Raw genomic sequence first — 17,033 nt, 5'->3', positions numbered from 1 at the left:
CTCACATAAGGAAGGAAAATGGTATTACAGAACTAAAGAAGGGAGTAATATCAAATTAAACCCAATGTGCTGATAAAGCAAATTTATTAGGGCTAAACATAAAATATTAAAATAAATTTTAGTAAAGTCGGAGATATCAATGAGTGTATATTTGTAAATTTAATGCAGCTTTAGCAAAGTTATCTAATGAAATAGATAACTACGAAAAAAAATTGTTGAAACTGATTGAGTGTAAAAATAGCCAGATGCAAAAAATCATGCAAACAGCAAAAATTAATCAGAAATTACATCATACTCCTATTGCTATTATTGGCATGGCTTCGTTATTCCCAAAAGCTAGAAATTTGCAAGAATATTGGGATAATATTATTAAAAAAATTGATTGTATTACTGATGTTCCACTCTCCCGCTGGAATATTGATGATTATTATGACCCAGACCCCAAGGCACCTGACAAAACATATTCTAAAAGGGGGGGGTTTATACCAGAGATTGATTTTGACCCAATTGAGTTTGGGCTTCCACCTAATATTTTAGAAGTAACAGATATTTCCCAATTGTTAAGTTTAGTAGTAGCCAAGGAAGCAATGAAAGACGCTGGCTACGATGGAAAACATAATTTTAATCGTGAAAAAGTTGGGGTTGTTTTAGGAGTTGCACAACCTAATCAACTGAGTATACCTCTTACTGCAAGGCTTCACTATCCTGTTTGGGAAAAAGTTTTGAAAAGCAGTGGTTTGTCTGATGAGGATACGAATAAAATTATTTCAAAAATTAAAAGTGCTTATGTAGAGTGGGATGAAAACGCTTTTCCTGGGATGCTGGCAAATGTAGTTGCAGGAAGAATTGCTAATCGCTTTGATTTTGGAGGTATGAACTGTGTTGTTGACGCAGCTTGTGCCAGCTCATTGAGTGCTTTGAAGGTTGCAATTAGTGAATTGGTCGAACATCGCTCTGATATGATGTTGACCGGTGGAGTAGATACTAATAACTCAATCACTACTTATATTTGTTTTACTAAAACTCCTGCGATGTCTCCTACTGGAAATGTCCGCCCTTTTGATGCTCAATCTGATGGGATGCTTGTAGGAGAAGGAATTGGGATGTTGGTACTCAAACGCCTCGAAGATGCAGAAAAAGATAATGATAAAATTTATGCAGTTATCAAGGGAATCGGTACTTCTAGTGATGGTCGATTTAAAAGTATTTATGCACCCCGGAAAGAGGGGCAAGTAAAAGCATTACAACGTGCGTATGAAGACGCAGGCTTTGCTCATGAAACTGTTGGGTTGATAGAAGCACACGGTACAGGTACTTTAGCTGGTGACTACATAGAACTTACGTCCTTGAAGGAATTTTTTGGAAAAGGGAATGGTTCTTCGCCACACATTGCTCTTGGTAGTGTTAAATCTCAAATTGGACATACTAAAGCTGCGGCAGGTGCAGCAAGTTTAATCAAAGCTTCTTTAGCACTGCATCATAAGATATTACCACCCACAATCAACATTACTCAGCCAAACCCACAACTAAATGCAGAAGATTCACCATTCTATTTAAATACCGAAACTAGACCTTGGATTCAGGATAACAAAACGCCAAGACGAGCAGGTGTAAGTTCTTTTGGGTTTGGTGGCAGTAACTATCATGTTGTTCTGGAAGAATACTCAAGCAAGCATAATGAAGCTTATCGTTTGCAACCAATTCCAGATGCAGTATTGTTATTCGCAGAAACCTCAGTGAAATTATTAAACAAATGTCAAGAACTTCTTAGCCAGCTTTACTCTGATTCAGGCGATATATACTATACAAAATTGATAGAAGATTGTAAATCAGTTCAAATTCATCTTTCGGCGGCAAGAGTCGGATTTGTTGTAGCGTCTCGTATTGAAGCCATCAAATTTTTGCAAATAACAATTAATTGCTTAAAAGAAAAATCTAACTTTGCTTCTTGGGAGCATCCACAAGGAATTTACTATCGTGCTTGTGGAATGGATTTATCAGGAAAAGTAGTAGCTTTGTTTTCTGGACAAGGTTCTCAATACTTAGGGATGGGTAAGGAACTGGTAATTAATTTCCCAGAATTACAACAGCTTTATGGGCATATAGATGAACTATTACGCCAAGATAATTTAAAGCCTGTGTCGGAGATTGTTTTTCCACGACCAGTTTTTGGACAAACAGAAAAAGATGCCCAAGTAACTGCACTACAAAGAACAGAGTATGCTCAACCTGCACTTGCAGTTTTGAGTGCAGGCATGTATCAAATTTTGCAACAAGCAGGGTTTCAACCTGATTTTACCGCAGGACATAGCTTTGGAGAATTAACTGCGTTATGGGCTGCGGGAGTACTGAGTGAAGAAGATTATTGCTTCTTGGTAAAAGCCAGAGGACAAGCAATGTCAACTTCTCAAAACTCTGGTGACGTTGGAAAAATGCTTGCGGTTAAAGAAGATATCTATAAAGTTAAAGAGGTAATTAAGGAATTTCCACAAGTTAAAGTTGCTAATTTTAACTCTCCACGTCAAGTTGTTATAGCAGGAAATACTGCTCAGATAACTAAAATACAACAGATTTTACAAAATCAAGGTACGACTGCGGTATTACTGCCTGTTGCAGCTGCTTTCCATACACCACTGATTGAATTTGCTCGTAAAAGATTTGCTATTGCTTGTGAGCATGTAACTTTTAAAGAACCCAAAATATCGGTTTATACAAATGTTACAGGTAACCTTTATTCTGAGCAACCACAATTAATTAAAAAAACGTTAGAAAATCAGATATCAAATCCAGTATTGTTTCACCAAGAAATTGAAAATATCTATGCAGAAGGAGGCTATTGCTTTGTTGAATTTGGTCCAAAACGGGTTTTAACTAACTTTGTAAAAGATATTTTAGGTCAACGCCCACATATAGCTGTGGCATTGAATTCTAGCAATCAGAAAGATAGTGACCGCTTATTACAAGAAGCTGTTATACAATTGCGTGTTGCAGGACTACAATTAAAACATATTGACCCTTATCAACTACCTTCTGAGCTTCCTAAAGTTACAAAAAATAAAAATTGTATAGTACGTTTAAGCAGCATAAACTATATTTCTGAAAAAACAAAGAAAGCGTTTAATAATGCTTTAAGTGATAACAGTCGGATTAAATCACATCAAAATAGTTCTTCATATTCATTAATGCCAAAAATACTTGAAACTAGTTTAGATAATGTACATGATAACGGACAAAATGGAAAGTCTGTAATCAACGTTGCTACCCAGAAGCGGTTCCCAGTATCAGATTTAAATATGCTTACCAAATCAAACGAAGCTATGAATAATCAACGAAATTTAGAAAGTAATCTACATGATAACGGACAAAATGGAAAGTCTGCAATCAACGTTGCTACCCAGAAGCAGTTCCCAGTATCAGATTTAAATATGCTTACCAAATCAAATGAAGCTATGAATAATCAACGAAAGTTAGAAAGTTTGGAGTACTTGCTGAACCAATTTCAGCAGTATCAAAGTAATAATCTACAACTGCATGAACAGTATCTCAACCATCAGCAAGATTATATCAAAACATTTTTTCAAATGATACAGCAGCAGAATAATTTATTTGCGAATGGTAAGGTTACAGATAATGCTGGGATACTTAAACCTGAAATGATTGACAGTTTAGAACGTGCTATGTTGCAGTTTCATAAACATCATAGTGAAACTTTGCGCGCTCACGAGCAATATCTTCAACATCAGGTTGAATATGGCAGGCACTTTTTTGATAGATTACAACAAGAGTATTCTAGTTTAGTTTTTAATACCCCAAATACGCAATCAGTTGAATTTTATCAGGTGCCGAATGATATATCAAAAAACTCAGATGTAAAATCTGTCACCTCAAATGGTAAATATATTGCTGATTTTGAATCACCTGTTATTGAAGATGAAGTTGATGCGACTGAGGTATGGAAAAATAAACATATTGAAGAATGGAATAGTCAAAATGCATTTGCTAGTGAAACTGCGATTGTTGTTAACAACAAGTTAAAAGCTGATGATGCAACTGAGACATGGCAAGAAACAAAACTTGAAGAATGGAATAATCAAGAAACATTTATTCCTTTAACATCTACTAATTTTACTCAGCAAGAAGCTATTGTAACTTCAACCGTAAATATTGAGATTGAGCAACTGGGTAATAATTTGTTAACTATTACAAGTGATAAAACAGGTTATCCAGTAGAGATGTTGGAACTTGATATGGATTTGGAGGCTGATTTAGGAATCGATTCTATCAAGCGTGTAGAAATTTTAGCTTCGATGCAAACCTTATATCCTGATTTACCACAACCAAATTTGGAAGAACTTGCAGAAAAACGCAGTATCGCTCAGATAGTAGAATATGTACAAACATTAGTAAATCCTCCAGAACATAGTTTACAAAATACAGAATTGACAATTGCTGAATCCGAACAATTACCTGAAATAGCTACTACAGAATCTGAATTAGACTCTGAGCAGGAACTAGGAGTGGAAATTGATTTTACGGAGTTAAGTGATAAATTACTTACGATTACGAGTGATAAAACAGGTTATCCAGTAGAAATGCTGGAACTTGATATGGATTTGGAAGCTGATTTAGGAATCGATTCTATCAAGCGTGTAGAAATTTTAGCTTCGATGCAAACCTTATATCCTGATTTACCACAACCAAATTTGGAAGAACTTGCAGAAAAACGCACCATCCGTGAAATAGTCGAATATATTCAACAGCTAGCTGCTAGTGAAAAAAAAAAGTTATTCAACGAGTCTAGTGATAAGCAACAGCTTTTAGAACATAATATTGTTCGTAGTCCGGTAGAACTAAAATTTCTTCCTCGACCAGATTTTTTAGAATTTACATTACCACAGAGATATATCAGTTTACTTACCGATGATGGTTCTCCTACGACTATAAAACTAGCTCAGTTACTTATTGATCGAGGTTTTAAAGTTGTTGTTTTAAGTTTTCCTCAATCACTTCTCCATCAACAGCCATTACCCCAAAGCATAAATCGTATTATGTTGGAAGATTTGAGCGAAGAACATTTACAGCAAAAGTTGGGTGAAATTACCAAAAATTACGGAAAAGTTGGGATTTTTATTCATCTTCATCCTAAGCTGGTAGCAAACCATAACGATAAAATGACTTATTTGAAAGAAGAAAAGGCGATTGTTAAACATATATTCCTGATAGCAAAACATCTGAAAAAATCTCTCAAAGATGCCTCAAGTTACGGACGCAGTTGTTTTTGCACTGTAGCTCGTCTTGATGGAGCCTTTGGACTTTCAGGTCAAGTTAATTTCAATGTCATCGGTGGTAGCTTGTTTGGATTAACCAAAAGTTTGAAATGGGAATGGGAAAATGTATTTTGTCGAGCAATTGACCTGAGTCCTGATATTGATGTTGAACAATCAGCACATTACATCATTACCGAATTGCATGATCCAAATCTTTATATTTCAGAAGTTGCATATGGTTCACAAGGACGAACAACTCTAATTAGCACAGAGGATAGCAAATACCTGCTGGGGTCTTAATTATTCAAGACTGAGGCAAAAACGGCAACAAGCTCTTGTTACTTTCGTTTATGTAGTTCTCACTCAAAAAACTTATGGTTTACGACAGAAAACTTTCATCTAACGAGAAAGCTTTTGAAATTCTAAATCAACGTACTAACTCATCAAATATAGTCACAATTAGTCGCATCAAAAGACTTGTAAATGCGGAAGTTATTAGACAAGCTCTTGATATTATTCAACATGAACACCCTCGGCCAAACTCTCGAATCGCTGGCAATTTGGATAATCTTTCCTTTGAAACAGGAGTAAGCAAAATTCCTTTGCGAATTGGAGAGAAAGAATACGCCAAACAGTATCAAGAAGTTGTTTTACAAGAATTAAACCAAAAAATGCAAAGCGATCAAGGATTAATAAGAACTGTATTAGTTCAAGTAAGTAAGGATGATCATTTGAATTATCTAATTACGACTACTCATTATGCTATTTCAGATGGATTATCATGCGTAAAATTGCATTCACAAATATTTAGATATTGTCAAAAACTTGCATTAGGTGAAATCATTGATGAAATTAATATCCATCCTCCACTTCCACCATTTACTGAGCTACTACCAGCAAGAATGCAGGATTTTAAAAGCAAGTTAAAATTGTTTATATTTTTATTAAAATGTCAATTTGAATCAATTAGATATAAACCACAAGTATTGAAGATGGAAAAATATGTACATTTCGAGGAACGTTATTGTGGAATGATTCAAAAAAGACTTAACAATGATGAAACTACAGAATTAAAAGATTTTTGTAAAAATAATAATACAACAGTACATAGTACTATATGTGTAGCAATGCTGCTTGCATCTGCTAAAAAACTAGCTGTTTCTAAAGAAATGAATATACAACTAAAGTGTCAATCAGCAATTGATTTACGCAGATGTATTCAACCAGCAATTAACGATGAAATTATAAGTACATTTACTTCCGGTATTAATACATTTCATAATATAAATAAAAATACGAGTTTCTGGAAATTGGCAAGAGAACTTAAGTAAAAGATAGCAATAGATTTAAAAAATGATGATATTTTTAGTAAACTTTTTATATTTGATAAATATTATAGCTCTTTAATAGAAAGTAAAAAATCTTTAGATAGCAATAGCATATTTGTAACTAATATTGGTCAAGTATCGATTCCCAAAAACTATGGACTATTTGAACTAGAAGAAATTAGTTTTATTCCTACAATTAAATTAAGAATTAATCTAAGTGTAGCAGTTTCAAGTTTTAAAGGGGCAATGATTTTAAATTTTCCATATATCGAACCATGTGTAAGTAAGGAAACTATAGAAAACCTAGCAAATAACGTTATTCATAATCTTGTGAATATTGCAGTAAATTAATAAATCTGGAGCATATATGAAATTAGCAAAGAGAATTAATTCATCCTCAGTATTTCTTGTTAGTGGAGGAGCAAGAGGTGTGACAAGTGAATGTGTAATCACATTAGCACAACAATACCAGTGCAAGTTTATATTGCTTGGTCGTTCACCCATTATCAAAATTGAACCAGAGTATGTTAAAAACTATTTCGATGAATATGGATTAAAAAAATCCATAATGGAGTACCAGCTTTCGCAAGCACAAAAACCAACTCCAATTAGTGTACAAAAAATATTTAATCAAATTTCTGCCAGTCGAGAAATCAAAAATACGCTTTCTCGCCTTCGACAAGCAGGAGGTAGTGCAGAGTATTTTAATATTGATGTCACAGATTATGTGAGTTTACAAGCAAAAGTTACACATTTTAGTGCAATTACAGGAATTATACATGGTGCAGGAAATTTAGCAGATAAATTAATTGAAAAGAAAACAGAACAAGATTTTGAAATTGTCTATGCAGCAAAAGTTCAAGGTTTAGAAAACCTTCTTTCCTGTGTAAATATCGCTCAACTCCAACATATTGTTTTATTTTCATCTACATCAGGATTTTACGGCAATATTGGTCAAACCGATTATGCTATGGCTAACGAAATTCTCAATAAATCAGCACATTTAATTCAGCAGAAATATCCAAACTGTCATGTAGTTGCTATTAACTGGGGACCTTGGGAAAGTGGTATGGTGACACCAGAACTGAAAAAAGCTTTTACTGAACGAAATATTGGTATTATTCCAGTAGAAGTTGGAACACAAATGTTAGTTAAAGAACTTAATTCTAGCAAAGCGACACCACAAGTTTTAGTTACTAGTCCAGTATTTCCACCTGCAACAGAGTTTAACTTGGAGTTAAAAACATATCGTATTCGTCGTCAGCTAATTTTAGACGAAAACCCGTTTTTACAAGATCACATTATTGCTGGCAAACCTGTATTACCTGCAACTTGCGCCATGTCATGGATTATAAATACCTGTGAAAATATTTATTCAGGATATCGATTATTTAGTTGTAAAAATTTTAAAGTATTGAAAGGAATCATTTTTGATGAAACTTTTGTAGATGAATATATTTTGGATATTCAAGAAAAAGCAAAAGATAATAACATTCAAGAAGTTGAGGTTTTTGCACGAATTTCTAGTGAAAAGTCTCAGAAAGTACGATATCATTTTAGCGGAGAATTTAAATTTTTGCGTGAAATACCTTCTGCACCCCTTTATACTTTGCCAGAAGAGCAAAAAGATACAATTCCCCCCTGGAAAGATAATAATTTTTATCAAAACTGGGTAGGAATGCTTTTTCATGGTGTTTCTTTTCAAGGAATGAATAAGTTTATAACTTTTAGTCAAGAGAAATTTACTGCCGAGTGTTTTTGGCAAAAAATAGAGGCTAAACAACAAGGGCAATTTCCTGTGCAGTGGTTCAATCCCTATGCTCTTGATGTTAGTACTCATCCTTTAGGAATATGGTTACAGCATTTTTATCAAAAATCTGCTTTACCTGCATCCTTTGAAAGGTACGAGCAATTTGCACCTATCCCATGCAATGAAGATTTTTACGTAACTACTGAAATTAAGTCTGAGTCAGATTTTAGTACAGTTGCAGATTTTGTCATTTTCAATTCTCAAGGAAAGGTAAGCGCCCGTTTATTTGAAGTTACATTTATACGTTGGTTTACATAATAACAAAGTACGTCAAATATTTTGTTACTAGTAATTTGTAATTTATTTAGTATAAAAAATGAGGTATTTATGGATAAAATTGCAATTGTTGGATTATCGTGCCTTTTTCCAGATGCTAAAAATAGCCATGAGTTTTGGCAAAATTTAATTTCTGGTAAAGATTCTATATCCGAAATTCAATTTTCTGATTTAGATGTTGAGCCAGAAATATTTTACGACCCAGTTAAAGGAAAAACAGATAAATTTTATTCCAGTAAGGGAGGATTTATTCGTAACTTTGAATTTAAGGCTTCTGAATACAATTTATCAGAAGAACTAATCAATAGTCTTGATGACACTTACAAATGGTCTCTATATGTGACGAAACAAGCACTTGAACAAAGTGGTTATATAAGAAATAAATCTGTTCTTTCAAAATGTGGTGTAATTTTAGGCAATCTCTCAACGCCAACTAAGTATTCGCAAAAATTGTTTGCACCATTATATCAACAAGTTATAGAAGCTGCAACTGCGGAGCTTCTACAGCAAGAATCTTTTAACTTACCCTCTGCAACAATTAAGCGCAAAGCTTCCCTATATAATGGAATGATTTCAAGTTTTCCTGCTGCTTTAGTCGCTCAAACATTCTCTTTATCTAATATTAACTTTTGTATAGATGCTGCGTGTTCTTCATCATTTTATACAATTAAGCTAGCATCACATTATTTGTGGACACATCAAGCTGATTTAATGGTAGCAGGAGCTATTTGCTGTACAGACCCTTTAAGTTTACGAATGGGTTTTTCAATTATTCAAGCATATCCAGATAATGGTATTAGCCGTCCCTTCGATAAATCTTCGCGAGGAATAATTACGTCTGAGGGAGCGAGCGTAGTAGTCTTAAAAAGATATAGTGATGCGGTTCGTGACGGAGATAAAATACTTGCGGCTATTTGCGGGAATGGATTATCGAATGATGGTCGAGGAAAACATTCATTAGTTCCCAATCCAAAAGGACAAATTTTAGCATTTGAACGTGCTTACAAAGAAGCACAAATTAGTCCAAAAGATATTGATTATTTGGAGTGCCACGCAACAGGTACTTTAGTTGGAGATATTATTGAATTAAATTCAATAGAAAGCTTTTTTGGTCAACATCAAGCAATTCCACCGTTAGGCGCCGTGAAAGGTAATGTTGGTCATTTGCTATCTGTAGCGGGGATGGTAAGTTTGACCAAAGTAGTTGAGAGTATGTCTAATGGAGTAATTCCACCTTCAATTAATATTACTGAACCTGTAGGCGCCGAACAAAATTTAGTGTCATCGCAAAGTATTGTGACAGCTCCAACTGCTTGGCAAAGCAAATCGTCAGTAAAACGTGCTGCTATCAGTGCTTTTGGTTTTGGAGGTAGTAATTCTCACTTAATTTTAGAACAGAGAGAAAAACCAGAAGCTATTGATGCTTTGAGTAAAACACCAAAACCAATTCAACTAGCCAAACTAGCAATAGTTGGTATGGATGCTATTTTTGGTAATTGCGATGGACAAGATGCATTTGAACGCAGCATTTACAATGGAACGCAGCATTTTATTTCTGTTCCAACAAAAAGATGGCATGGAATGGAAGACCGAAAGGATTTATTCATACAACACGGTATGAGTGAAGTTGAAATACCAGCAGGAGCATATATAAATGACATCGAAATTGATACCATTGCTTGCAGAATTCCTCCGAATGAATTTGAACATTTGAATCCACAGCAAATGCTTATGCTTAAGGTTGCAAACAGAGCAATCGTGGATGCACGTATTGAGGAAGGAAGTAATGTAGCAGTAATTATTGCTGCCGATACCGACTTAAAAGTGCATGGAGGATATCAGAGATGGCATCTGTCTTGGCAAATAAAAGAAGGTTTACGCAATGGAAAAATTACTTTATCTGCTGAACAAGTCACCCAACTAGAAAGTATTCTTAAGGACAGTTTAACAAAACCAATTGAAAGTGCTACTTCTTTGAGCTACACTTCCAATCTCATGGCAACGCGAATTTCTTCACTATGGAATTTCAGTGGTTCTTCATTTACTCTCAGCGCAGGTGAAAATTCCGTGTTTAAAGCCCTAGAAGTAGCACAAATGTTACTTTCTGCTTATGAGGTCGATGCTGTGGTCGTTGGTGCTGTTGATTTAGCTGGTGGGTTAGATTATGTCTGGTTGCAAAATCAATTTGCAAAAATCAATACAGGTACACATACTTTAAGTTACGACGAGTTCAGCAACGGTTGGAATATTGGAGAAGGTGCTGGTGCCGTTGTTCTTAAGCGTCACGATACCGCTCAAAAAAATAGTGACAGTATTTACGCAGTAATTAATGCAATTGGTTTTGCGTACCATAAATATGATTTAGATAAATTACAAACGGGTTTACCTAGTTTTGATGCGGAAAGTGTAACAAAAGCTTGTCAAAATGCTTTTCAGCTTGCAAATATTCAACCTAGCGATATTGATTATCTTGAAGTGTTTGGCAGTGGCATACAACAGCAAGATGAAGCGGAAATTGCAGGGCTGCTTCAAGCTTACGGACGTAGCGAAAACGGTTTAGACTGTGCAATAGGTAGCATCAAAGCCAATATTGGTCATACTTTCATTGCATCAGGGATCGCTAGCTTAATTAAAACAGCACTTTGTTTACATCACAAATATATTGCTCCTACTCCTAACTGGTCAAAGGTAAAAGCACCTCAAATGTGGAAGGATAGCCGCTTTTACGTCGCTACTGACTCAGCACCTTGGTTTACTGAAAAAGAAGGAGTAAAAAGAGTTGCTGCGGTAAATGGTATTGGCATTGATGGGAGTTACGCCCATATTGTTATGTCTGAAGAACCAAGCCAAAAGCTAAAAAACAACTATAACTTCCATAAAAATCCTTTCTATCTTTTCCCAATCGCAGCCAATACCCGCAGTGAGCTACTCCAAGAATTGGCAAATTTACAGCAGACTATTGATAATTCTTCCTCGCTTGATATAACTGCAACACAAACTTTCAATATCTTTAAACAGCATGAAAATGCACACTACACTCTAGTTATTTTAGGGCATAATAAATCTGAACTAGCAAAAGAAATGACATTTGCCCATAAAGGTATAGATAATGCCTTTGAAACTGGTAAAAATTGGCAAACACCAGTTGGTAGTTATTTTACTGCGCATCCATTAGGTAAGCGAGGAGAAGTTGCTTATGTATATCCAAGAGTCGGTAGCTCTTTTTTGGGTATAGGTAAAGATACCTTCCGTTTACTGCCTGGAGTGTTCGATTACTTAAATACTAATAACCTTAATAGTAGTGTTGTTGCAAATGCAAAGTTACTTTATCCAAGAAGTTTAAATAAATTATTTAATAGTCAATTAAACGCACTTGAAAATCAATATCTAGCAAATGATGGAGAAATAACTTCTCAAATAGAAGTTCAAATCTCTAGCGTTAACACTACTATTTTGCGGGATATTTTCCAAATTAAGTCCAAATTTGCTTTTGGAATTAGTTTGGGTGAACTCACTATGCTAATTGCACAAGGAGTTTTAAGTAATAGTCATTTACATCAAGAAAATTACAAACAACAAGCCTCGAATCTGTTCAAAACAAGACTTTCTGGGAAAAAGCAAGTTATACATGAGTATTGGAGACTACCAAAGAATCTAGATTTAAAAGATAGCGATTTTTGGAGTACCTATATATTGTTAGCAAATTCATCAGAAGTTCAACAATGTATTAAAGATGAAGAGCATCTTTATATTACTCTAATTAATTCTTCAGATGAAGTCATCATTGCTGGTGAAAAACAAGCTTGTCAGCGAGTTATCAAAAAATTAAAATGTAATGCTCAATATCTTCCTCTTGATTTAGTAGTACATTGTCCTGTTATGCATTCAGAATACGAGCGATTAATTCAGTTATTTACTTATACTATTAAAAACATTCCTAGTATTATCTTCTACTCTGCTGCCGATTACGCACCGTTAAGACTTGAAAGCAATGAAGTTGCTCGTAGTATAACAAAAGTTATTTGTAATCAGATTGATTTGCCTCGATTAGTTAATAGAGTTTATCAGGATGGAGCAAAAATTTTTATTGAAGTAGGTTGTGGCAATGATAGTTCTCGTTTAATTAATAAAATTATTGATAGTAAAGAACATATTACCGTATTTTTAAACCAAAAAGGTATTGATGAGCAAACATCAATTATCAAAGCATTGGCAAAACTTGCTAGTCATCAGGTTCCTTTAAATCTGTCTCCCCTATATAAACCAACAGAAGAGAAATTGACTCGAAAACTATCAATGTTTAAAACACTTACTTTAGGTGGAGATAAAATATTTGATATAGTTTTAAATGAAAATAATCGTAAAATTTTTCAAGATGCAGTTTATAGTGAGAAAAACTTATCTTCAGTATCTGAACGCGATCAGGATTTTGAAGATTTGAATAAAGATCGAGATTTTGTTAATACTTCCATGAAAATAACACAAGAAAAACAAAATTTAAATGAAATCCAAGTAGTTACGTCTTTCAACTCGCCACTTATTGGATCTTATCCATTAAATAATGTCGATAATGTCAATTCTTTGAAACTTACACAAGCTCATTACAACAATATAGATGATATTAATTTACAAGTTTTTAAAGACCATTCTGTATTTTTAGAAGCACGGAATGAGTCAGGTAAACAATTAAAGAAAATTCTTGAGCTACAAATATCTTGTGTTAAAAATATATTGAATGAGAATAATGAGTAAGATAATTTGGCTTTTTCAGTTAGGTTAATATCTTTAATACTGGCATTTTCAAGTTTTGCTTAAATTAATTTAAAAAAGGAGTATAAAACTGTGGTATTAGAAAATCGAGTAATAAATAGACCTAAAGATACATTAGAATTTGAATCGTCAAACTATAACTATGAGCTATTATGGGAAGGAGGTTTAAATAGCATATCTTACGAAGAAAAGGAAATAAAAAGTAAATTGCTTACTCTATATAAACCTTGTTATATTATTAAAGTAAATGATAAAATTGGCATTACCAATGAAGGCTATTTGTCTACAATTAGTAAACCAAGATCACAGCAAACAAAACTACTAGCATTTATTCCACCAATCTCAACAAAACAACTTGGAGATGCCAGCTTTCTGTCCTGTTACGGCGTAAAATTTGCTTATGCTACAGGTGCAATGGCTGGTGGCATCGCTTCCGAAGAAATGGTAATTGCACTCGGCAAGGAAAAAATTTTAAGTTCCTTTGGTGCAGGTGGTTTGACTCCAAATCAGGTTGAAGCTGCAATCAATCATATTCAACAAGCATTACCTAATGGTTCCTATGCATTTAATTTAATTCATAGTCCTGCTGAACCTGAAATTGAGCGTGTAGTTATAGATTTATACCTGAAATATGGAGTAAGGATTGTAGAAGCTTCAGCATTTTTAGATTTGACACCTAATATTGTTTATTATCGTGCTGCTGGACTTAGTTTGAATGCAGCCAACCAAATAGAAATAAAAAATAAAGTAATTGCCAAAATTTCTCGTCGCGAAGTTGCTAGCAAATTTATGCAACCAGCACCAGTTAAAATTCTCAAAGAACTGGTTGCACAAAGGTTAATAACTGATTTGCAGGCAAACCTCGCTACTAGAGTTCCAGTTGCTGATGATATTACAACAGAAGCAGACTCTGGCGGGCATACAGATAATCGCCCTTTGATTTGTCTTTTGCCCTCCATTATGGCATTGCGCGATGAAATACAACAGAAATACGCATACTCTCAACCAATAAGAGTTGGAGCAGCCGGAGGAATTGCCACTCCACAATCGGCTTTAGCTGCATTTATGATGGGCGCCGCTTATGTTGTGACTGGTTCAATAAATCAGTCGTGTGTTGAAGCTGGAACCTCTCAACATATCAAACAATTGCTAGCACAAGCCGAAATGGCTGATGTAATGATGGCGCCAGCAGCAGATATGTTTGAAATGGGAGTTAAGCTGCAAGTTCTCAAAAGGGGGACTATGTTTGGGTTACGAGCGCAGAAATTATACGAGTTGTATAGAAATTATAACTCCGTTGACCATATTCCGCTTGTGGAAAAAGAGAAATTAGAAAAACAAATCTTTCGTCAGAGTATAGATAAAGTATGGGAAGAAACCACTGCATTTTTATTGCAACGAAATCCGGAAAAGCTAGCTCAAGCAGCAACTAATCCAAAACTAAAAATGGCTTTAATTTTCCGTTGGTATTTAGGCTTATCATCACGGTGGTCAAGTTCAGGAGAAAAAAGTCGAGAAGTCGATTATCAAATTTGGTGCGGTCCAGCGATGGGTAGTTTCAATGACTGGGTACGTGGTTCTTATTTGGCTGAATCAAGTAATCGTCGAGTCGTTGATGTGGCTCATCACATAATGACAGGGGCGACTTATTTACACCGAATACAAACTTTAAAGACTCAAGGGTTAGGAATTTCAAACTATTACAACCAGTATTTACCAATGCCAATGTTAAATTTTAATCAAAATGTTAGGAGATTTGTATGAACCGTTACTATATTGGTTTAGCCAGTTCTTGCCACGATCCAGCTATTGCGATTGTTGATTCTGATGGTCAAATAGTATTTGCGGAAGCACTGGAACGTTATTTACAAAATAAAAGAGCCTGGGGTGCCCAACCAGATGATTTGTATCAAATTGTACAATTAGTTGAAAGTTACTGTGATCCTAATGCTGAGTTTGTAGTAGCTAACAGTTGGAGTTCAACCAACTGGCAAGCTTATTTAAAGTTGTTTTCTACCTTAAGGCTAAGAGATACTAAAAGCCTTTCACGATCTTTCTCTGGTGTTTATAGTAAGGAAATTTTCGATTGGCTGGCTTTCATACATTTAGTTGGTTTACTAAAAGCAGGTAGAAACTTCGCATATCAAATGCGTAGTGTGTTTAACAATGACAATATCATTTTTAAACGATATCAACATCACTTAACTCACGCAGCAAATGGTTGCTATAGTAGTCCTTTTACCAATGCCGCTTGTATTGTTGTAGATGGATATGGAGAAAAAGGATCTATATCTAGTTACAGTTACAAAAATGGTATGATTAAGACTGTGCAAGATTGCATAAGTCCTGCCAGTTTAGGATTTTTCTACGCAAAAGTAACAGATATTTGCGGTTTTGATTCGGATAAGGGCGAAGAGTGGAAAGTGATGGGATTGGCACCGTATGGTAAAGTTGACCCTAAATTATATGAACAGATGCGTTCTCTTCTTGAAGTAAAGGGCTGTTGCTTAAAACAACCTTCTCGTCACAACTATGAGAAGTTACTTTCTAGTATTATAAACAGAGCATTACCACGTAAAGCTTCTTATTGGGAGGCAGTAGATATTGCTTGTACAGGGCAAAAAGTATTTGTTGATGTCATGGAGGAACTTCTTAATAATTTCTATAAGCTAAATATTTCCGATAATTTAGTTCTCAGTGGGGGATGTGCATTAAATTCGTCATTGAATGGGATGATTTTGGAAAAAACTCCTTTTAAAGCAGTATACATTCCTTCTGCCCCGGCTGACGATGGTAATGCTGTTGGTGCCGGATTGCTTGCTTATTACGAAGACCATCCACATAAATTCAGCCAAAAAACTTGGCAATCACCTTATCTTGGCTCAACTATCAGTAAAAAATCATTAGATAATATGCTGCGGTTTAGTCAGATTAAAAATCTTAGACATTTACCAGGAACAGTACATTTAGAAGCTGCACGTTTACTATCTGAAGGTAAATTAATTGGATGGGTACAAGGGCGCGCTGAGTTTGGACCGCGTGCGTTGGGGAATCGTTCTATCTTAGCAGATCCTCGTTCTCCAAACATGAAAAATATAATCAATGAGCGAGTAAAATTTCGCGAAGAATATAGACCACTTGCACCATCTATTCTGCATGAATTTGGTGATAAATACTTTGAGAATTATCAAGAATCACCTTATATGGAACGTACCCTTCGTTGGCGCCCAGAAGTTAAGGAACAAGTACCAGCTGTTGTTCACGCCAATGATACCGGGCGCCTACAAACAGTTAAGCAAGAATGGAATGAAAAATTCTACAGTTTAATTAACGCCTTCTACGAAATAACAGGTGTACCAATAATTCTAAACACTAGCTTAAATGTTATGGGTAAACCAATTATCCACAGCTTAGAAGACGCTCTAAGTGTATTCTATACCGTTGGTCTTGACGCATTAATTATCGAAGACTACATACTTGAAAAGTAGTTTAAATTGGCAATGTAAAAACTTTTTGTGAAATTCAACATTTCTGGCTTTGAATTTCATAAGTTTTGTTGTGTTTAGGATAGGATAATTGACA

General features: G+C 34.9%; 6 protein-coding genes. All 6 read left to right on the top strand.

Annotation, left to right across the window (positions count from 1 at the left end; translation table 11 throughout):
• Positions 1 to 245 precede the first annotated feature (245 nt).
• Complete coding sequence (locus H6G96_RS28720) at positions 246 to 5,567, top strand: type I polyketide synthase (RefSeq protein WP_190916008.1); 5,322 nt, start codon at positions 246 to 248, stop codon at positions 5,565 to 5,567.
• 74 nt (positions 5,568 to 5,641) lie between these two features.
• Positions 5,642 to 6,598, top strand: coding sequence for a hypothetical protein (locus tag H6G96_RS28715; protein WP_190915916.1), 957 nt, complete (start codon positions 5,642 to 5,644; stop codon positions 6,596 to 6,598).
• A 364-nt stretch (positions 6,599 to 6,962) separates the two neighbouring features.
• Positions 6,963 to 8,663, top strand: coding sequence for an SDR family NAD(P)-dependent oxidoreductase (locus tag H6G96_RS28710; protein WP_190915914.1), 1,701 nt, complete (start codon positions 6,963 to 6,965; stop codon positions 8,661 to 8,663).
• 69 nt (positions 8,664 to 8,732) lie between these two features.
• A complete protein-coding gene (locus tag H6G96_RS28705) occupies positions 8,733 to 13,433 on the top strand; it encodes a PfaB family protein (RefSeq protein ID WP_190915911.1) in 4,701 nt (1,566 codons plus the stop codon).
• Between the two features lie 90 nt (positions 13,434 to 13,523).
• Complete coding sequence (locus H6G96_RS28700) at positions 13,524 to 15,215, top strand: PfaD family polyunsaturated fatty acid/polyketide biosynthesis protein (protein ID WP_190915909.1); 1,692 nt, start codon at positions 13,524 to 13,526, stop codon at positions 15,213 to 15,215.
• Positions 15,212 to 16,939 (top strand): carbamoyltransferase C-terminal domain-containing protein, encoded by a 1,728-nt coding sequence (locus H6G96_RS28695; RefSeq protein ID WP_190915907.1) that lies wholly within the window; start codon positions 15,212 to 15,214, stop codon positions 16,937 to 16,939. The genes H6G96_RS28700 and H6G96_RS28695 overlap by 4 nt, the downstream gene beginning before the upstream one ends.
• The last annotated feature ends 94 nt before the right edge of the window (positions 16,940 to 17,033 follow it).

This window comes from Nostoc sp. FACHB-892 (assembly GCF_014698795.1).
Taxonomy (GTDB): domain Bacteria; phylum Cyanobacteriota; class Cyanobacteriia; order Cyanobacteriales; family Nostocaceae; genus Nostoc.
This window is presented reverse-complemented; position numbering and strand designations above follow the sequence as displayed.

Coding starts and splice junctions, on each gene's coding strand:
- H6G96_RS28710 (WP_190915914.1), top strand. CDS start 6,963: ATGAAATTAGCAAAGAGAATTAATTCATCCTCAGTATTTCTTGTTAGT.
- H6G96_RS28705 (WP_190915911.1), top strand. CDS start 8,733: ATGGATAAAATTGCAATTGTTGGATTATCGTGCCTTTTTCCAGATGCT.
- H6G96_RS28695 (WP_190915907.1), top strand. CDS start 15,212: ATGAACCGTTACTATATTGGTTTAGCCAGTTCTTGCCACGATCCAGCT.
- H6G96_RS28715 (WP_190915916.1), top strand. CDS start 5,642: ATGGTTTACGACAGAAAACTTTCATCTAACGAGAAAGCTTTTGAAATT.
- H6G96_RS28720 (WP_190916008.1), top strand. CDS start 246: ATGCAAAAAATCATGCAAACAGCAAAAATTAATCAGAAATTACATCAT.